The 18,654-nt window shown below is 49.9% G+C and carries 20 protein-coding genes; all 20 read right to left on the bottom strand.

Annotated features, from left to right (window positions below; translation table 11 throughout):
• Positions 1-189: 189 nt before the first annotated feature.
• The 20 genes from AK95_RS05130 to wecB all read right to left on the bottom strand — a co-directional run bounded on the left by AK95_RS05130 (position 190) and on the right by wecB (position 18,637).
• On the bottom strand, positions 190-390 hold the full coding sequence (locus AK95_RS05130) for a DNA-directed RNA polymerase subunit beta (RefSeq protein WP_009594210.1): 201 nt from the start codon (positions 388-390) through the stop codon (positions 190-192).
• A 9-nt stretch (positions 391-399) separates the two neighbouring features.
• Complete coding sequence (locus AK95_RS05125; protein WP_071218879.1) at positions 400-1,224, bottom strand: flagellar hook-basal body protein; 825 nt, start codon at positions 1,222-1,224, stop codon at positions 400-402.
• Between the two features lie 67 nt (positions 1,225-1,291).
• Positions 1,292-2,173 (bottom strand): flagellar hook-basal body protein, encoded by an 882-nt coding sequence (locus AK95_RS05120; protein WP_071218878.1) that lies wholly within the window; start codon positions 2,171-2,173, stop codon positions 1,292-1,294.
• 290 nt (positions 2,174-2,463) lie between these two features.
• Positions 2,464-3,462: a rod shape-determining protein gene (gene mreB, locus AK95_RS05115; RefSeq protein WP_063479709.1), complete on the bottom strand. Its 999-nt coding sequence runs from the start codon at positions 3,460-3,462 to the stop codon at positions 2,464-2,466.
• A gap of 195 nt (positions 3,463-3,657) precedes the next feature.
• Entirely contained in the window at positions 3,658-3,942 is a 285-nt protein-coding gene (gene spoIIID / locus AK95_RS05110; protein WP_009594246.1) for a sporulation transcriptional regulator SpoIIID, read from the bottom strand.
• A gap of 263 nt (positions 3,943-4,205) precedes the next feature.
• Positions 4,206-4,946, bottom strand: a complete 741-nt coding sequence (locus AK95_RS05105) for a M23 family metallopeptidase (protein WP_071218877.1) — start codon at positions 4,944-4,946, stop codon at positions 4,206-4,208.
• 204 nt (positions 4,947-5,150) lie between these two features.
• Positions 5,151-6,758, bottom strand: a complete 1,608-nt coding sequence (gene spoIID / locus AK95_RS05100) for a stage II sporulation protein D (RefSeq protein WP_235612993.1) — start codon at positions 6,756-6,758, stop codon at positions 5,151-5,153.
• Positions 6,759-7,082: 324 nt separating this feature from the next.
• The gene (gene murA / locus AK95_RS05095; protein ID WP_181469847.1) at positions 7,083-8,429 is read right to left on the bottom strand and encodes a UDP-N-acetylglucosamine 1-carboxyvinyltransferase; all 1,347 of its coding nucleotides are present in this window, start codon (positions 8,427-8,429) and stop codon (positions 7,083-7,085) included.
• Between the two features lie 499 nt (positions 8,430-8,928).
• Entirely contained in the window at positions 8,929-9,183 is a 255-nt protein-coding gene (locus AK95_RS05090) for a DUF1146 family protein (RefSeq protein WP_071218875.1), read from the bottom strand.
• A 587-nt stretch (positions 9,184-9,770) separates the two neighbouring features.
• Positions 9,771-10,175, bottom strand: coding sequence for a F0F1 ATP synthase subunit epsilon (locus AK95_RS05085; protein ID WP_071218874.1), 405 nt, complete (start codon positions 10,173-10,175; stop codon positions 9,771-9,773).
• Between the two features lie 99 nt (positions 10,176-10,274).
• Complete coding sequence (atpD, locus tag AK95_RS05080; RefSeq protein ID WP_071218873.1) at positions 10,275-11,675, bottom strand: F0F1 ATP synthase subunit beta; 1,401 nt, start codon at positions 11,673-11,675, stop codon at positions 10,275-10,277.
• Positions 11,676-11,794: 119 nt separating this feature from the next.
• Positions 11,795-12,655: an ATP synthase F1 subunit gamma gene (gene atpG, locus AK95_RS05075; RefSeq protein WP_071218872.1), complete on the bottom strand. Its 861-nt coding sequence runs from the start codon at positions 12,653-12,655 to the stop codon at positions 11,795-11,797.
• 270 nt (positions 12,656-12,925) lie between these two features.
• Positions 12,926-14,440 carry a F0F1 ATP synthase subunit alpha gene (gene atpA, locus AK95_RS05070; protein WP_071218871.1) on the bottom strand — a complete coding sequence of 505 codons (1,515 nt, stop codon included), beginning with the start codon at positions 14,438-14,440 and terminating at the stop codon, positions 12,926-12,928.
• Between the two features lie 18 nt (positions 14,441-14,458).
• Positions 14,459-15,004, bottom strand: coding sequence for a F0F1 ATP synthase subunit delta (locus AK95_RS05065; protein ID WP_071218870.1), 546 nt, complete (start codon positions 15,002-15,004; stop codon positions 14,459-14,461).
• Positions 15,001-15,489, bottom strand: a complete 489-nt coding sequence (atpF, locus tag AK95_RS05060) for a F0F1 ATP synthase subunit B (RefSeq protein ID WP_071218869.1) — start codon at positions 15,487-15,489, stop codon at positions 15,001-15,003. Before atpF ends, AK95_RS05065 begins: the two co-directional genes overlap by 4 nt.
• A 98-nt stretch (positions 15,490-15,587) precedes the next feature.
• Positions 15,588-15,800, bottom strand: coding sequence for a F0F1 ATP synthase subunit C (gene atpE, locus AK95_RS05055; protein ID WP_006213098.1), 213 nt, complete (start codon positions 15,798-15,800; stop codon positions 15,588-15,590).
• A 95-nt stretch (positions 15,801-15,895) separates the two neighbouring features.
• Entirely contained in the window at positions 15,896-16,663 is a 768-nt protein-coding gene (gene atpB / locus AK95_RS05050) for a F0F1 ATP synthase subunit A (RefSeq protein ID WP_071218868.1), read from the bottom strand.
• 34 nt (positions 16,664-16,697) lie between these two features.
• Positions 16,698-17,078 (bottom strand): ATP synthase subunit I, encoded by a 381-nt coding sequence (locus AK95_RS05045; protein WP_071218867.1) that lies wholly within the window; start codon positions 17,076-17,078, stop codon positions 16,698-16,700.
• Positions 17,071-17,304: an AtpZ/AtpI family protein gene (locus tag AK95_RS05040; protein ID WP_071218866.1), complete on the bottom strand. Its 234-nt coding sequence runs from the start codon at positions 17,302-17,304 to the stop codon at positions 17,071-17,073. The genes AK95_RS05045 and AK95_RS05040 overlap by 8 nt, the downstream gene beginning before the upstream one ends.
• Positions 17,305-17,479: 175 nt before the next feature.
• Positions 17,480-18,637: a non-hydrolyzing UDP-N-acetylglucosamine 2-epimerase gene (gene wecB / locus AK95_RS05035; RefSeq protein WP_071218865.1), complete on the bottom strand. Its 1,158-nt coding sequence runs from the start codon at positions 18,635-18,637 to the stop codon at positions 17,480-17,482.
• Positions 18,638-18,654 lie beyond the last annotated feature (17 nt).

Raw genomic sequence — 18,654 nt, 5'->3', positions numbered from 1 at the left:
GATGGCGATCCACCTGGATCGCCTGGAAAACAGGGGGTAATCCCCCCATTTCCCCTCTTGAAGTGACTACTTAGAAAGGGAGAAACCCTGTACTTTGAAAAAAGTACAGGGTTTCTCGACAATCTGAAAACTCCCTTAAAGGGAGTTTGGCATCTTATCTCAAGACATTGTGGTCACCTTGACCTCTCGTCACGGTGCAAAAATTAAATCAAAAACATGCTTCCATGTGCCCCATTCAAACACTTCACTGAGCTCCTGATCGCCGAGAACAACATATCCGAAGACCATGCCTCCGAATAATGCCAATACGAGCAATACAGGAATCATGATACGGACAGCGATTTTCCATCCGGATGTCTTGGATCGTTTTTTGGCGTTTGATTCACTCATGATGCCCACCTACCCTCGCATTGTGTTGGCAAGGTTCATCATGGTATCGCTTGAACTAAGCGCACGTGCCGTCAGCTGGTAGGCCCGCTGTACTTCCATCATTTTGGTCATTTCATCGGTCAAATTGACATTGGATTGTTCAATAAATCCGGAAAGCACCTTCGATTTCGGAGGCTCGCCCGGAGCCGACGGTGTTAAATCGAACACATCGCCTTCCGTCAAGCCGCTTCCTACGACGAACAGGTTATCGCCAACAGCGACCAAGCCCTCCGGACGCTCAAGCTCAACCAGCTTCAAGGTTGCATAAGGAGCCGTTCGACCCGTTGGGGTCTCCACGATAATCTGCCCTTTCTGGTTAATGGCAACTTTCCCCTTGGCCGGAAGCGAGATTGGATTATTGTTCACGTCAAGTACAGGATAGCCTTGTGAATTGACCAGCAGCAGGTTGTTTGGATTCCGGGCATCCGGGGATACATGAAATCCGCCTTCGCGGGTATATCCAATCGCGCCATCTCCCTGAACGGCAAACATGGCTTGTCCATCAATCATCAGATCGAGCGGATTACCGGTTTCCTTCATGGCCCCCTGCTCCATGTTCTGCACGACGGAAGATAGTCTCATGCCATACCCGAGTGTGTAGCCAAGCGGTGTCGCGCGGCCCGTCCGGTCGAAATCCTTGTGATGCCGCTGAACCTGCGTCAGCACATCTTCAAAGGATCCCTCCTGTTTCTTATAACCAGCCGTATTGACGTTTGCTATATTGTCCGCAATGACATCCAATCGCTGCTGGAGGGCATTCATCGACACCATGGCGCTAATCATCGAGTTGTTCATCACTTACCTCCCGTGGGCTCACATTTTCATACAGCAGTTGTGCTGCCTGCCTACTTACAAACACAGCTTAGACTCGGCCGATCTCATTGACCGCCTTCTCCAGCGTTCTGTCGTAATACTGAACGATTTTTTGGTTTGTTTCATACGCGCGCAGCGCAGCTGTCAATTCAACCATCGATTGCGTCGGATCCACGTTGGACCCCTCGATGAATCCCTGGCGGATGACTCCGTTATCACCGGGTGCCATAAAACGCACTTCCCCGTCCGGATCGGCCATACGGAACACGCCATGACCTTCACGAATCAGTCCATGAGGCTCGCTCACGATGCTGACTCCGAGAATGATGCCTGTCCCATTGCCTTCTGCGTCCATGATTTCTCCTTGCTCATTCACTGTAAAGTTACTCGCCGAGCCTGTCAATACAATCGGTCTGTTATTGTTATCCAATACCTGATAGCCGCTCTCGCTCAAGAGGCTGCCATTCGGGCTAACCCGGAAACTGCCGTTACGGGTGTAACGGATATCCCCATTCTCAGTCTGAACCGTAAAAAAACCTTCCGGCCGGTAGATCACCTCGCCGTTCTCATCCACGTATCTGCCGGAAGCATCAAAGGGATAAGGTTGGCCCGTTGCCGGATTCTGTACCGCAAAAGAGGATACCAGCGCAAAGTCTGTTGACTTGCCCGTTTCACGGAGCGCGCCTTCCGTATAAAGCGATATGCTCTCCTCAGCGTAAACACCCGTGTTGAACTTACCCAGCTTCCGCCCCGCATTCGTCGAATCATTGCCGCCGATCATGGAGACAAGAACTTCAGGGAACGAACGCTGTACGCTGTTGGTTGCCTTGTAGCCTGTCGTGTTGACGTTAGCGATGTTCTGCGTCACCGTATTATGTCGCTGCTCCTGAGTCATCATCCCTGAAGCGGCTGTATATAGACCTCTTAACAATCAAGGCACTTCCCTTCCATTAACGAATCATAACAACCTTAATCGATATAACGACCGCTACGATGACGGATTCTACTTCCAATCGCTGTTGTCTTTGGATTTCTTGTTACCATCTTGGATATGGTTTGAAATCCAAAAACAAAGGCGAACTCTTCGCTTTTCCATTACAATTCCGCCCTCTCCGCTGTTATCAGCGTGTATGTAATGCGGAGCAGATCGCTAATTTCATCGTGGTGATTATACCGATTCATATCCATATTCATGTTGTTCCTATCATCTTTATCGGAAGGTTAGAACTTTTTCTTTACGACCTTGTCCAAATTATCCAGCATAATTCCCGTTCCCTTAACCACACAATGCATCGGATCCTCCGCAACAAGCACCGGCACCCGCAGCTCGTCCGTTAACAGCTCGTCCAAACCATGAAGCAGTGCGCCACCGCCGGTCAATATGACGCCGCGATCGATAATGTCCGCTGACAGCTCCGGCGGGGTCCGCTCCAAAACAGATTTGGCTGCGAGTACGATCGATGACACCGGATCCCACAGTGCTTCCTGCACCTCTGCCGAAGACACCGTTACAGTAAACGGCAGCCCCGATACCATATCGCGTCCGCGAATATCCATCTCAGCTTGTCTACCGCCTGGACGAACCGTTCCGATTGCTACCTTCAAATCTTCTGCCGTCCGTTCCCCGATCAGCAATTTATATTTATGCTTCACATACTTCGTGATCGCCTCGTCGAACTTGTCCCCCGCCATTTTAATCGAAGAAGCGGTGACGACATCGCCCATGGACAGGACGGCCACGTCCGTGGTGCCGCCCCCGATGTCCACAACCATGTTACCGCTCGGCTGGAAAATATCCATTCCTGCGCCAATTGCCGCTGCCTTCGGTTCTTCTTCAAGGAACACATCCCTTGCGCCGCTGCGCTCAGCCGCTTCCCGGATCGCCTTCTGCTCTACCGAAGTAATGTTGGTCGGTGCACAGATGAGGATTCGGGGCCGGCTGTGCCAACTGCGCGCGCCCACGCGATCAATAAAGTACTTCAGCATCGCTTCCGTAATTTCGAAGTCGGCGATGACCCCGTCCCTCAGCGGGCGGATCGCCGTAATGTTGCCGGGAGTGCGCCCGACCATGCGCCGTGCTTCCTCACCGACGGCAAGGACTCGTTTGGTGTCGGTCTCAATAGTGACAACGGAAGGTTCGTCTAACACTACCCCCTTCCCCTTTACGTGTATGAGCACGTTCGCCGTTCCGAGATCGATTCCAATATCCTTGCTCAACATCATGAAAAGCCCCCAAAGTGTTATTTTATGGTAAAAGAGTCTGTTCACTGTACCGAACCATCCTTCGACATAATCTAGCAATCGATGATGATCTTCGGCAAAACAGGTCCCATATTTCGATCCTATACCAGCTTTTAACATATCATACTTTAGGGGAGGGATTCAACGTCAATCTAGTGACCTAAGCCCTAAAAATCAGGATTTCGCCGTGGCCACCGGTTCGCGGTTGCTGCCGGTTTTTTTGTACTTGATCTTGGTAGCTTCTCCGCCTCTCAGATGGCGGATGGATTTGTGGTATTCGAGAATGTGCTTCACCTGATCCGCCAGGTCCGGGTTGATCTCCGGCAGACGTTCGGTTAAGTCCTTATGCACCGTGCTCTTCGACACGCCAAATTCTTTGGCTATAGTTCGAACCGTATGCCTCGTTTCCACGATACAGCGTCCGATCTTAATGGTCCGCTCTTTGATGTAATCGTGCACGCTCCCGCCTCCCTACTGTGTGGATAGTTTGGTACATTATATGAGGGGCATGACGGGATATTCTCGGTTTCAAGGGGTGACAAGCTTACTTGGACCCATTTATTTTCTGGACATGCCTGTGACGGACAAGTCTAAACAGTCCAAAAAACAAGGCCCAGCAAGGGTTGGACTTGCCGTCCGAAACCGCAACAAAAAAAAGACAGGATCACAAGATCCTGCCCTCTTCATGTGCGCGGTGGGCGCATGGCTACAAAGAAATGAAATTATTTTTGCGGAAGCACGCTCACAGGGTTGACCAGTTTCCCGCCCTCGTACACTTCGAAGTGCACATGGTTGCCGAGATCCTTCTCAAGCTCACTGCGCCCGGCAGTCGCGATGGAATCGCCCTGCTTCACTTCAGCGCCTTCCTTCACTTTCACTTCGTTCAAGCTTTGGTACACGGTTTTCGTGTCACCTGACGTAATTTCCACAACGTTGCCGTTAACCGGATGATTCTCGACCCGGGTCACTTTACCTGTCAGTGCGGCACGAACTTCAAACATCGTGTCATCCGCAGCAGCCAGGTCGATTCCCATATTCGGCGTAAAGGTGTCATTATACTGTACCATCGCCTCTTGATGCGAATCCGGGTTCGTCTCGTCAAAGTAAGGCTTGACGATGCTGACTGCCACGTCATCGGCTACCGGCCAGATCATCGATTGCGCATTGGCCGTCACTTCTACAGCTTCTCCGTCATTGCCTTCCGTTGCAGCAGGTTTCTCTGAACCTTGTACGGATTCCGATACGGTTGTTGCTTCCTCTTGTGGGTTCAGCGTCTTTTGGCTGGCGTCCTGGTAGACCCACACGAGGGTTAGTATAATTGCCGCTGCTGCTAAGTATGCTGCCGGGAACACCCACCGTTTGGATAATGCTTTCTTCCACGAAGATGACGGTACCGCCGAATCTCCTTGCACAGTTTTAGGAGTTTCTTCGTGGGGTTTACTATTTTTGTTCTGTTCATTCATTTGCAATCACCTCAGTAACCATTGTTACCGGGGGCAACTCTTTTATACGTTATCTAACTATTATTTTTTTGAGAGGTTGTTCAAAAAGTCGTCTTTTGATCACGAAGTGAATCAAGAAGTAGTTCGGCATCGAATCTTGAATTCAGCCGGGCCTTCCAGTGCTCACGTACCCAAAAAGTACGCTCCGCTCCTCAGGCCCTAGCTTCATTCAACCTTCTCGGTGCTGAAAATCCGACCTTTTGAATTTCCACTTAAAGAGAGAAGATTTGAAGTTTTGTCAAAAGAAATATTCGTATAGTAGTGCGCCAGAATCTCTTTCGCTTCATATCCTTCGCGGGCCATGCCCTCGGCTCCGTATTGGCTCATGCCCACGCCGTGACCGTTGCCGTAGGTCGTTATCTCAATCTCGCTGTCTTTCATATGAAGGGTGAATTGGCTCGAACGAAGCCCCAGCTTCTCTCTCACCTCGCGACCGGTGAACTTCTTGCCGCCGACCCGTACGCTCTCAATTCGATGACCTTGCGTATATGAGAGTACTTTCAAAAAAGAAGCTCCCCCATCCCCGCCTGCCGATACCGGTACGGCTCCATCCGCCAGACCAAGCTTTCCTATGAATTCCGAGCGGGGCATCGTGATCGTTGTCTTGTACTTCGGTGAAATCTGTTTATCCCATGGACTCTCCACACTGCGCAGGTAAGGAATCTCGTTCTTCCAATAATCCTCTGAATTTTCGGTATAACCGTTACTGGTGGAGAAAAAAGAAGCGGTAATCGGCTGACCCTCATATGTCATTACCACTCCTGCCGTTTCCTTTACCGCTCGCTGGAGCTTCGCCAGCTCGGCTTCCTTCCCGAGCCGCTGCCATTCCTTCGTCAATTCGTCTTGGGCGATGTAAGCCTGGTGGCTGACCGTATCGGTCACCACGGCCTTGCCGTCCGGCACGCCGCTGCGGTCGCCGGACGCCAGCCGCTGCACGATATAGGTCCGTGCCGCGATGGCCTGGGCCTTGAGTGCCTCCAGCTGGAACACGGCCGGCATCTCGGCGGCCAGGACGCCGACGAGATATTGTTCCAGCGGCAGTTCCTCCACGGTATCCGTCTTGGTTAAGTAGACGGATACCGTGGGCTCTTCCGCCGCCTGCGGCTCGGCGGAAGGCAGCGGGGCAGGCCCCGGCGGAAGCGGCTCTGGTGCGTTGTTGCCGGGGGCAACCACCAGCAAGGGCAGCGCCAGCGCTAAGGCCAGCAGCACCGCCACCGCCCAGACGGCTGGGTGCACCCGCACCCGCCGCCTTCCGGCGGCCGGTCGCCGCGAGGCAAAGCCGCGGCGCCCCCAGCGCGCAGGCCGCACACGGAACGTGCGGCCGCCGCGCGGTACGCGGCCCGCTGCCGCTGGCGCGAAGCGCTGCGGCTCGGCCGCGGAATGCGGGCCCTGCGGCATCGCCGCCGGCCCGCCGGGGGCTGGCGCGGCGCCGTGCGCAGGCGCGCCAGCGGGGCGTTCGGGCGGCGGCGTATGGGCCGCCCGCGGGGTGTAGCCGGACTCGCCGAAGGCGTCCGGCGCTCTCGGGCCGCGGTGCCCGCGCGGCCCTTCCTGTATATCCTTTTTATCCGGATTGGAATCATGGCTATGTTCTTCAGTCGATCCGGCTTTCTTCTCAAGTTCTCCGGGAAAGTCCCACTTCAATACGGGAGCAGCCGATCCCTCGGATGGTACCTGGTATGATTGAGAATTTCCTTCCTTCAAATCGTCTTTTGAATCAATCGCTCGTTTTTTTCCTGCAGAACTCACATTCACCCGAACCTTTGAATCTTTCATTGCACTTCCCCCCTGTGCCTTTTTCCCCTGGTATATACTCTTGTACATGCTCCTGCACGCTCTACTTATACTTATGAGACACGGGCATTTGATAGAACTATTCTAAGAGAAAGGACAAAGTCACATGGATGAAGAACGGGGTCACTGACTGCAAGCAAGCTAGCAAAGAGTCTCCCAGTCAACCGGAATCTCAACATACGAGAATGAATGATAGCCTATGGTGATGCATTATACAAAAAAGAAGGAGCTTCGCCCTTATCGGCAAAGCTCCTTCTCCTATACTCTATTGTGGTCTATCCTGAGTCGCCAGATCCATCCTGTTGTTTACACCCAGGTAGGTTGAACTTTGAAAACTTTTGCGTCTTCTGTTTCGCCTGCCACTTTTTTTGAAACCTTCTCCGAGCTCTGGTCCTCCGTTGAAATACGCCAGATATCCGCGCCAAGTCCAGACAGCTTTTCCGCTAAATGAACATAACCGCGATCGATATGCTGTACGCCGCCAACTTCGGTAGTCCCTTCCGAGACGAGCCCGGCTAATATCAAGGCAGCCCCTGCACGCAGATCCGTTGCGGTTACTTTGGCTCCTTTAAGCTTAGCTCCGCCCGTAACGATCGCAGAACGTCCCTCAACCTTGATCTCCGCATTCATCAGCTGGAATTCATCCACATGCATAAAGCGGTTCTCAAATACCGTTTCCGTAACAACACTTGTACCTTCGGAAACCAGCAAAAGCGCCATCATCTGGGACTGCATATCCGTTGGGAAGCCAGGATAAGGCAAGGTTTTCACATCAACCGACTTTAATGGTTTGTCAGCGATAACGCGAATCCCATTCTCGTCCGGTTCAATGGTAATCCCCATCTCTTCCATTTTGGAAATAACCGGTCCAAGGTGGTCCGCAATGGCTCCTTCCACATATACATCCCCACCCGTGATCGCAGCCGCAGCCATGAAGGTGCCTGCTTCAATCCGGTCAGGAATCACGTTATGCTTGACGCCATGCATCTGCTCAACGCCCTCGATCCGAATCACACCCGTGCCCGCACCGCGAACTTTGGCACCCATCGCATTCAGGTAATTCGCTAAATCGACAATTTCCGGCTCTTTCGCCGCATTTTCGATTACCGTGATTCCTTCAGCCAATGTAGCAGCCATCATAATATTTTCAGTAGCACCTACGCTGGCTACGTCCAAGTAGACCTTCGCCCCACGCAATCTGCCATTGCTTTTAGCTTCAATATATCCTTGTCCGAGGCTGATCTCTGCCCCGAGAGCTTCAAATCCTTTTAGGTGTTGGTCAATGGGTCTTGTGCCGATAGCACATCCCCCGGGAAGCGAAATCCGGGTTCGTCCACAACGTGCCAATAAAGGCCCCATGACCAGAAAAGACGCCCGCATCTTCCGCACCCATTCATAAGGCGCTTCACATGTCGTTATGTGCTCTGCATTCACACGTATCACTTCATCCTGATATGTAATGCCCGCACCAAGCGACTCCAATACTTTACTGATTGTAATTACATCGTCAAGAGGAGGCGCGTCAATAATAACACTTTCCCCAACTTCCCCTAGTAGAGAGGCAGCGATGATCGGAAGAACTGAATTTTTTGCTCCGCTGACTTTGACGCTTCCGGTCAGTCTTTTGCCACCGCGGACGATAAATTTGCTCATCATGGTTTCCCTCCGCGTCCATAATTTTCCTGATTGCGTGTGTTAGTAATTAGTTGTTGCTAATTCCCTAACTTTCATCTTAACATTAGAGATTTCCGCTAAACAAGCGATTTTCGAACTATTTATGACATCTGTTTCGGTGTCCACATCAGGTTTCAGAAATCCATGATGCCACCTTATGAAGCATCTGTTATCCGCAGTATGGACCTACGAAAGGTACCATGACCGACCAGCACTTGTCAATGCATAACAATTACCGGGTGAACATTATAGTCCGGAAGTCATACCGTCCGCCCGATCAATTTCTTATTTTAAGTGTTAACATAATAAAATGCGTTTATTCGACATCTTCTCTCCAAGCAACCTAACAGAGATATAACCATTCATGCCGCAATTAAAACAGACGAGTAAAATATCGCCAAACACATAACCAACATGCAACAAATGTTTGATTACTAGCTGCAGCACCTCGTGTTATGTATGACGCTCATTCTCTGCGCTAAAATATATATCGGATCATTTGACTCCATGTAATATAGTCAATTAGGAATTCAGCCACGAATCGTCCAAGCACCACCGCCAGCAGCAAATGCAGCAGCTTTCCCTGCGGCCCTTTTGGATGACGGACAATCAAATCCAGCTTCAGTTGTTGTAATGCCCACCAAGCCAGTGCGATACAGATCAGCGAAATGACAATAGACAACAACCCGTTAACACCTACAGCACTGATTGAATTAGATAAATCCTGGTTCATACTCCCTCCTCCTTCATAAATTATCCTGCCCTGTTCAGGACCGACTCTTCTATAATACTTGGCTGGAGGCTAAGAATCCAGCACTTTCTATACGACATTTCCTCGGAAATAATTAAGTTTATCGACAACTTCCCAAAACGATCATGTATGCGCTATTAGAGGAAGCCTAATTTTCCATTTATTACACTTGAAAAATACATCCAGTAGCCAAAATCATAGTATAGTTTTATATTTCGAACTTCTATTTATACCGATGATATAACAAAAAAATACCCAGTCTTTGAAAATAATAATGTTCACAGACCAGGTATAGCTGAAATAGGGTTACAAAAGGTGAATATTTATGCATCAAATAAATCTATGCCTCAGGTCCTTTCTATAAGTAATCGATGGCTGGGGACCCAGTCACGCCACCAATCAAAGGTGTATACCATCGGCCCCATTGTCCCAATAGAAATATCCACCCTATATGTGATTTGGGAGAATCGAGTACATTCATAACAACTATGGGATTTCAACTCCCAGTAATAGAGCACAAAAAGACAGCTTGGCTGTATCATTACAGCAAGCTGTCTTCGTTCACCTTATTAGTTCCGCGTCACTTTAATCCGGTTCAGCGCTCTTTGCAGAGCCATTTCCGCGCGACGATGGTCAACTTCATCTTGTCTTCCCTTCGCATTCAGGCGGGTCTCCGCTCTTTCCTTCGCGGCTTCCGCACGCTCCAGATCGATTTCTTCCGCTTTCTCTGCGCTTTCCGCCAGGATGACAATCTTATCTTTGCGGACTTCGACGAAACCGCCTTGTACCGCAAACGGGGTTCTCTGGTTACCGATCTTCACATAAACTGGCGCTATCTGAAGCGGCGTAACAAAGGAAATATGACCAGGTAAAATGCCCAGTTCTCCCTCGACCCCACGCACCGTAACACTATTCACCTGCTCTGAGTAGACCAGGCGGTCCGGCGTTACGATTTCCAACAAAATGGTGCTCACTTCCATCCCTCCTCACCGTTTTCCGCAGAAAACTCGCGCAGCAGACCTCACAGACTCGCAAGAAGTACTGTTCCGGTCTGCCGATCACGGAGCGTCAGCTTACAATGTTTTAGCTTTTTCAACTGCCTCTTCAATCGTACCTACGAACAGGAAAGCCGCTTCCGGAAGGTGGTCATACTTGCCTTCCAGGATCTCTTTAAAGCTGCGTACAGTTTCTTTAACCGGTACATATTTACCCGGGATGCCGTTGAACTGCTCGGCAACGTGGAAAGCTTGGGAAAGGAAGCGTTGAACACGACGAGCACGTCCAACAATCGCTTTATCTTCCTCGCTCAGCTCATCCATACCGAGGATCGCAATGATATCTTGAAGCTCATTATAACGAGCCAAAATTTTCTTAACGCCTTGAGCGACGTTATAGTGCTCTTCACCAACAATTTCCGGAGCCAAGATACGGGAACTGGATGCAAGCGGATCTACCGCAGGATAGATACCCATCTCGGAAATTTTACGCTCCAGGTTCGTCGTTGCATCCAAGTGAGCAAACGTTGTAGCTGGAGCCGGATCCGTATAGTCATCCGCCGGTACATAGATAGCCTGGATGGATGTAACGGAACCTTTTTTGGTAGAGGTAATCCGCTCTTGCAAGCGTCCCATTTCGGATGCCAGCGTTGGCTGGTAACCTACCGCGGAAGGCATACGACCGAGAAGGGCGGATACTTCGGAGCCCGCTTGAGTAAAGCGGAAGATGTTGTCGATAAAGAGAAGTACGTCTTTACCTTCTTGATCACGGAAATATTCCGCCATTGTCAAACCGGTCAACGCTACGCGAAGACGGGCACCCGGAGGCTCGTTCATTTGACCGAATACCATCGCGGTTTTGCTGATAACGCCGGAATCGCTCATCTCGTGGTAAAGGTCGTTCCCTTCACGAGTACGCTCCCCTACGCCGGCGAATACGGAAATACCGCCGTGTTCTTGAGCGATGTTATTGATCAATTCCTGGATCGCAACGGTTTTACCTACGCCGGCACCACCAAACAGACCGATCTTACCGCCTTTTTGGTATGGAGCAAGCAAGTCGATTACCTTAATACCCGTTTCAAGCATTTCCGCTTGCGTGGAGAGCTCATCATAAGCAGGAGCTTCACGGTGGATCGGGTTATTAATTTCGGATACGACGGCACCTGCATTATCGATCGGCTCACCCAATACGTTAAATACACGGCCAAGTGTAGCCGAACCTACAGGAACCGTAATCGGTCTGCCCAAATCCACGGCTTCGATACCGCGAACGAGACCATCCGTGGATGACATCGCGATACAACGAACCAGATTATCACCCAAATGATTGGATACTTCCAAAGTCAAATCAACCGAGCGGCCGCCTTCCAGCGTTGCTTCAATCTTGACAGCATTAAAAATCTCGGGAAGATGACCGCGCTCAAATTCAATGTCAACTACAGCACCTGTAATGCTGACAACGCGTCCTTTTTTCATTGATTCGTTTTCCCTCCTACCCGCTCACCTCTAGCGGTGAACGATGATCGTAAAAGCGGCTTATTCATGACATGGCCGCATATCCGTAAAGTACTAAATTAAGAATTCAGAGCCGTGCATTATTGCTGAGCGTTTGCTCCGCCCACAATCTCGGAAATTTCCTGCGTAATGGCAGCCTGACGAGCACGGTTGTAAGTGAGGTTCAACTCGTTGATGATCTTGCTTGCATTCTTCGTTGCAGCTCCCATAGCAGTCATCTTCGCACCCAGCTCACTTGCCTTCGCATTCAGCATCGCACTGAAAATCAGTGTTTCCGCATATTTCGGAAGCAGCACCTCAAGCACGCCTTCAGGAGACGGTTCATACTCATAACCCGTCAGGTTCTCAGCGCTGCCAATGTTCTCCATCGGCAGAAGCTTGGAGATCTCCTGGAGCTGAGTCAAAGCATTCACGAATTGGTTATAGCACACGTATAACTCATCGATCTGACCCAGCTCATATTGATGAACCGCCGCATTAGCGATGGTCTTAATATCTGCATAGGTCGGACTATCGGATAAATCGGTGAGTTCCTCAACAACCGGAAGTTCACGACGGCGGAAATAATCCCGTCCTTTACGTCCGATTACAAACAGGCAATACTCATCCTTGGACTGATGGCGTTCTGCGATGAAGTTCGATACTTTTCGCAAAATGTTGGAGTTTGATGCACCAGCAAGACCGCGGTCGGAAGTGATCACCAGATAACCGGTTTTCTTCACTTCACGCTTTTCCAGCATCGGATGGCTGATTCCCTTGGTTCCAGCAGCAATGCTGCCAACCACTTCTTTCAGCTTCTCGGAGTATGGAAGTGCGGAGGTTGCCTTCTCTTGAGCTCTTCTCAGCTTGGCGGCAGCAACCATTTCCATCGCCTTGGTGATCTGCCTTGTGTTCTGAACACTCTTGATCTGCCGCTTAATATCACGTAATCCTCTTGCCATGTTTTCACCACCTTAAAGCTTTGGCGAAGCCAAAGCTAAACTTCGTAAGCAAACACCTTGCTTTGGCGAAGCCAAAGCTAAACTTCGTAAGCAATCACCTAGCTTTGGCGAAGCCAAAGCTAACTTCGTACGCGTAGACTAAGCTTTGGCTAGGACCAAAGCCGTACCTTTTGTAAAAATCACTTTGGTCACAGCCAAAGCTACATTCCATATGATGAAAGAGGATGCCGGGCTTACCCCGGCTCCCCTCCTATTACTTACCTGAGGAGCTTAAACCGAAGCGGCAAAGCCCTTCTTAAATTGATCGATTGCCGCTTTCAATGCGTTTTCGTTATCGGACGTCAGATCCTTCGTATCCGTAATGGATTGAAGAATTTCCGGTTTATTGCTTCCAATAAAAGCAAGGAATTCGCTCTCGAAACGACGAACATCAGCAACCTCGATATCATCGATATATCCTTTAACGGCTGCGTATAAGCTAACCACCTGTTGTTCTACGGATAACGGCTGGTTTACACCCTGTTTCAGGATTTCCATCAATCTTGCACCACGGTTCAAACGAGCCAAGGTTGATTTATCCAGATCGGATCCGAACTGGGAGAACGCCTGGAGCTCACGATATTGCGCAAGATCCAGCTTCATGCCGCCTGCAACCTTTTTCATCGCTTTGATCTGCGCGGAACCACCGACACGGGATACCGAAATACCGACGTTAATCGCTGGACGCTGACCGGAGTAGAACAGCTCGGACTCCAGGAAGATCTGTCCATCCGTAATCGAAATTACGTTGGTTGGAATGTATGCAGATACGTCAGAAGCCTGTGTTTCAATAAATGGCAGCGCGGTTAATGAACCACCACCAAGCTCATCGTTGAGCTTCGCTGCACGTTCCAGCAAACGGGAGTGCAGGTAGAAAACGTCACCCGGATAAGCTTCCCGACCCGGAGGACGACGGAGGAGCAAGGACAACTCACGGTATGCTGCTGCTTGTTTCGACAAGTCATCATAGATGATAAGTGCATGCTCGCCCTTGTACATGAAGTACTCACCCATTGCGCAGCCTGCGTATGGAGCGATGTACTGCAGTGGAGCCGGCTCAGAAGCCGAAGCCGTAACAACAATCGTGTACTCCAGTGCGCCATGACGGCGAAGCGTTTCAACAACCTGTGCTACAGTGGATTGTTTTTGCCCAATGGCTACATAGATACATTTAACACCGCTACCTTTTTGGTTCAGGATCGTATCGATTGCAACGGTGGTTTTACCCGTTTGGCGGTCACCGATGATCAGCTCGCGCTGTCCGCGGCCGATAGGTACCATCGCGTCGATCGCTTTAATACCTGTCTGCATAGGCTCATGTACGGATTTACGGTCGATAACGCCTGGTGCGCTGCTCTCAACTGGACGGTAGGCAGCCGCTTCGATCGGGCCTTTGCCGTCAAGCGGTTGACCCAGCGGATTGACAACGCGTCCTAGCAGAGCTTCACCTACAGGAACCTCCATAATACGTCCCGTACGCTTAACCTGATCGCCTTCCTTGATTTCAGAGTAAGGTCCCAGGATAACGACACCGACATTGCTCTCTTCAAGGTTCAGCGCCAGACCGAACACGCCGTTCTGGAACTCCAAAAGTTCCCCGGACATCGCGTTCTCCAGGCCGTACACGCGAGCAATACCGTCACTTACTTGAATTACCGTACCTACTTCAGAGACAGTGATATCGGATTTATATTCTTCAATTTGACTTTTGATTAAAGTACTGATTTCTTCAGGTCTGATACTCAACGTTTTCACCCCTATCTACTATGCTCGTCTATTAAAAGACTTTTCAAGACGTTCCAGCTTCCCGGCAAGGCTTCCGTCATAAAGCTTATCACCAATGACAACTTTCAGGCCGCCGAGCAAACTCTCGTCCACAACATTGGTCACCCGGATATTCTGATGTGCTAACTGCCCGAATTCCGAAGCTACCTGTTCTTTTTCCTGATCGCTAAGCGGGTAGGTGGAGTACACAGTGGCGTCCGCCAATCCTAAGCTCGCACCTTGTATCTTCACATAACTGTTCAGCAGTTCAGCGAACATTTCTGTACGCCCTCTGTCGAGAAGCAATTCGATCGTGTTCAATACAGGCTGCGATACCTTCCCTGCCAACGCCTGGCTGATTACGTTCATCTTCACGGACTGGGGAATATTCGGCGTGGAGATGAATTTCTGAATGTCGGCATCGCCTTCAATGGCATGCACAACAGCGCGCAATTCCTCTTCCACTTCCAGACCCTTCTGCTGCTGAGCCGCCACTTCGAACAGCGCCCGCGCATACCGCTTGGCTGCTACTGTATTTTGGCTCATGGTCTGCCTCCTACCTCTTTAAGGTATTGATCCACCAGTTCTTCTTGAGCTTTGTCATTCTTCACTTCCCGTTCAATCAGCTTGGTAGCGATTTTCACGGAAACACTGCCGATTTCACTGCGAAGCTCGTCGACGGCTTTCGTCTTCTCACTCTCGATTTCACGTATGGCATCCACTTTGATGCGATCCGCTTCCTCTTTTGCCAGTTCCAGAATCTGTTCAGCCTGCTTGCTGCTCGTTTGCTTGGAACGTTCGATGATCTCGTGAGCTTCTTGACGCGCTTGGTTCAGTGCTTGCTTTTGCTCTTCAACATAGACATGTGCCTGCTCGCGAGTCTTGGAAGCTTCGTCGATCTGGCTCACGACCAATTCCCGACGCTGCTCCATGATTGCAAACAATTTACCGAAAGCATATTTATGAAGCAGAACATACAGAATAGCAAATGCAAGAATTGAGATTACAATATTCTCCCAAAGTACTTCCATGGATGAAGTCACTCCTTTCCGTTAATGCGAATTGCAGTTCTTAACAAAACGAAGGCGCGGATGGCATCGGCCCTCCCCGCCAAACCGTTGTATTCTTATTAAGAAAACATAATCAAGAAAGCAATAACGGTAGCAGCGAGTGGAACTACCTCGACGATACCAACACCGATAAACATTGTCGTTTGCAACGGACCACGAGCTTCCGGTTGACGAGCGATAGATTCTACTGTTCTACTTACGATCATACCGTTACCCAGACCTGCGCCCAATGCGCCCAAACCTACTGCAATAGCTGCTGCTAAAAATTCCATTGATAAATATCCTCCTTAAATTTGGTTCAAATTTGGTTAATATAATATATCTCTTTCGAAAGTGCCGATATGCCGGCATATTTCGGCCGAGCTTATTAATGCGCTTCTTCTTCGTGAACCGTGGTTTGTGCAATATAAACCATGGTCAAGATTGTAAAGATGAAAGCCTGCAATGCTCCGATAAATATACTGAACCCTTGCCATACAGCCAGGAACGGTATTCCGAGGAATCCCATCTTCAGGATTACCGTGATGAGCACCTCACCTGCGAAGATGTTGGCAAACAAACGGATTGCCAGTGCGACCGGCTTGGCCAAGTTCTCAATGATATTCAGCGGTAAAAACACCGGGAACGGTTCAATATAGTGTTTCAGGTAATGCTTGCGGTTCAGCTTCAGACCCAAATAGTTCATAAGGAAGAATACGACGATCGCCAGACCCGCAGTAATGGATATGTCTGCTGTCGGCGATTTCCACCAGAGAACGTGAGCCATATGACCATCATGAAGATCTTTCGTCGCTTCGATCGTCTGCCCAAACACTTGAAAGTTAGCAGGCAAGTCTGTGATGATAGCAAACGGCAATCCAAGCACGTTGGCTACGAAGATGAATATAATCAAGGTCAGGCCCAACGAAATGTAAGGCTTCCCTTTTTTCAAATCCATAGCGCTGGCTACGATGCCTTGCACAAATTCTACGACCCACTCCATGAAGTTTTGCATTTTGGAAGGGTTTTCGACAGACAGATTACGAACGGCCAGCCGTGCCATTACAAAGACAATAATACAAGTTACTAGCAACATAATGACGGCTGATAGATCAAGTCGAAATCCACCTAAATCAATAATCGGTGAATCATGCATAAGATTGTTTTCACCCCTTTCCAATTAGCGCTTATCAATTCTTCATTCTCAAACCAACAATAATGCTGACAGGAATCATCAACAGTTGGGGAATAAACAGGCCAATGATCGTCGCGCCGAGCGATACTTGTTCGAGCTTGGCTGCCATCATCACGATTAAAAACGCGATGCAAAGTCTTGTGACGAATCCAAAGCTGAACCGTCTGCGCTCCTGGCTCACGGCCAAGTCCACAAGCTGCCTCACTTTAATGGAAAGAAAGCGAACGTTGAACAAACCGCCAACGATTCCCAAGATCAACCCAGATTCCTCTGGTCGATAATCCGGATATAACGCCCATCCCAAAAACAAAGCAGATAATAAGAGTATCGATACTCTAGTCACACCGTTCACAATGGATGTTGTCAAATCATTCACTTTGCGCCCCCAAATACTTCTTAATGAGAAGAGCGATATTCAAAATCCCTACAAAGAGCCCCGAAAGCGTACCAATGGCAAGCCACACTCTGGGCCCGTCCAAATGATTCATGAGCCATCGCCCGGTAAAAAAACCGATGAGAATGTAAGCGGCAAGCAAACCGCCTGCCCCGCTAATGTATAGCGCTATCAACCAAGGGTTATCTTGACTTTTCGGATTTTTCATATGAACCTCTAATCCCAACTCATTTTACTGAATATAACAAGAGTTTGTCAATGAATCGATTTGATGGATTTACCGTGTAAAATCGGCGTTTTGAGCAGTCTAAATTGCGCAAAACGCCGCGGTAACCGTACAGTTCAACTGTATGCTGTCCCCTTGCTCATCAGAATACGGTAAACTATACCTTTGTGAACATTCTGTGAAATTCTTCTGGACGCTCTTTTCGGATGCCGAAATGGTGCAAAATCGCATTGACAATCCGCTGTGAAGCTTGTCCATCGCCATACGGATTAGCAGCTTTGCTCATCTTTTCGTAGAGCGCCTGATCGGTCAGAAGAACCTTAATGCGTTCATACACATTCTCCTCCTGGGTGCCTACCAGCTCCAGGGTACCGGCTTCAATGCCCTCCGGACGTTCGGTCGTATCCCGAAGCACCAGCGTCGGCACGCCGAATGACGGAGCTTCCTCCTGCATGCCGCCGGAATCCGTAATGATGAAATGCGTATGGGTGTAAATATTGTTCATATCCACGACATCCAGCGGATCAATCAGCTTGATGCGCGGGTGATCTCCCAGAATGCGATGAGCCGGCTCTTTAACAGCTGGACTCGGATGTACAGGATATACGATGGCAATATCCTCAAATTCATCGGCAATGCGCTTTACCGCTTCAAATATTTGACGATGCGGCTCCCCTTGGGATTCGCGGCGGTGTGCCGTCATCAGGATCAAGCGTTTGCCCTTCGCCCAGTCCAGAACCGGATGGGTATAACCTTCGCGCACCGTGTACTGGAATACATCCGTAGCCGTGTTACCCGTTACATAAATGCGGGAATCCGGCTTGTTCTCCTTGCGGAGATTCTCAGCGGACCAGTCCGTCGGAGCAAAGTGAAGATCAGCAAGCACGCCGGTCAGCTGACGGTTCATCTCCTCCGGATAAGGATTCAGCTTGTTCCATGTGCGCAGACCCGCCTCCACATGGCCGACCTGAATCTGCTGCAGAAAGGCTGCATAGCTGGCCAGGAACGTTGTCAGCGTATCGCCGTGCACCAATACAATATCCGGCTTGGCTTCACGCAGAACAGGCTCAAGACCCTCCAGGACGCGCACGGTGATCTCGTTGAGCGTCTGACGGTCCTTCATGACATCCAAATCATAATCCGGAACAATCTTGAACACATCCAGCACCTGATCCAGCATTTGCCGATGCTGCGCAGTAACACAAACGACCGATTCGATATGCTCAGGGTGACGTTGAAGCTCTAGAATTAGCGGCGCCATCTTGATGGCTTCGGGGCGGACCCCAAATATCGTCATCACTTTCACTTTTGACATGTTTGAAAATACCCCTC

This window comes from Paenibacillus sp. LC231 (assembly GCF_001860525.1).
Taxonomy (GTDB): Bacteria; Bacillota; Bacilli; order Paenibacillales; family Paenibacillaceae; genus Paenibacillus_AQ.
This window is presented reverse-complemented; position numbering and strand designations above follow the sequence as displayed.

Bases quoted from the DNA above. Each gene is read 5' to 3' on its own strand.
- AK95_RS05105 (WP_071218877.1), bottom strand. From the start codon at position 4,946: ATGAATGAACAGAACAAAAATAGTAAACCCCACGAAGAAACTCCTAAA.
- atpF (WP_071218869.1), bottom strand. From the start codon at position 15,489: ATGGAAGTACTTTGGGAGAATATTGTAATCTCAATTCTTGCATTTGCT.
- mreB (WP_063479709.1), bottom strand. From the start codon at position 3,462: ATGTTGAGCAAGGATATTGGAATCGATCTCGGAACGGCGAACGTGCTC.
- atpB (WP_071218868.1), bottom strand. From the start codon at position 16,663: ATGCATGATTCACCGATTATTGATTTAGGTGGATTTCGACTTGATCTA.
- wecB (WP_071218865.1), bottom strand. From the start codon at position 18,637: ATGTCAAAAGTGAAAGTGATGACGATATTTGGGGTCCGCCCCGAAGCC.
- AK95_RS05090 (WP_071218875.1), bottom strand. From the start codon at position 9,183: ATGAACCAGGATTTATCTAATTCAATCAGTGCTGTAGGTGTTAACGGG.
- AK95_RS05125 (WP_071218879.1), bottom strand. From the start codon at position 1,224: ATGAACAACTCGATGATTAGCGCCATGGTGTCGATGAATGCCCTCCAG.
- AK95_RS05130 (WP_009594210.1), bottom strand. From the start codon at position 390: ATGAGTGAATCAAACGCCAAAAAACGATCCAAGACATCCGGATGGAAA.
- atpG (WP_071218872.1), bottom strand. From the start codon at position 12,655: ATGGCAAGAGGATTACGTGATATTAAGCGGCAGATCAAGAGTGTTCAG.
- AK95_RS05040 (WP_071218866.1), bottom strand. From the start codon at position 17,304: ATGAAAAATCCGAAAAGTCAAGATAACCCTTGGTTGATAGCGCTATAC.
- AK95_RS05065 (WP_071218870.1), bottom strand. From the start codon at position 15,004: ATGAGCCAAAATACAGTAGCAGCCAAGCGGTATGCGCGGGCGCTGTTC.
- atpD (WP_071218873.1), bottom strand. From the start codon at position 11,675: ATGAAAAAAGGACGCGTTGTCAGCATTACAGGTGCTGTAGTTGACATT.
- spoIID (WP_235612993.1), bottom strand. From the start codon at position 6,758: ATGAAAGATTCAAAGGTTCGGGTGAATGTGAGTTCTGCAGGAAAAAAA.
- atpE (WP_006213098.1), bottom strand. From the start codon at position 15,800: ATGGAATTTTTAGCAGCAGCTATTGCAGTAGGTTTGGGCGCATTGGGC.
- murA (WP_181469847.1), bottom strand. From the start codon at position 8,429: ATGAGCAAATTTATCGTCCGCGGTGGCAAAAGACTGACCGGAAGCGTC.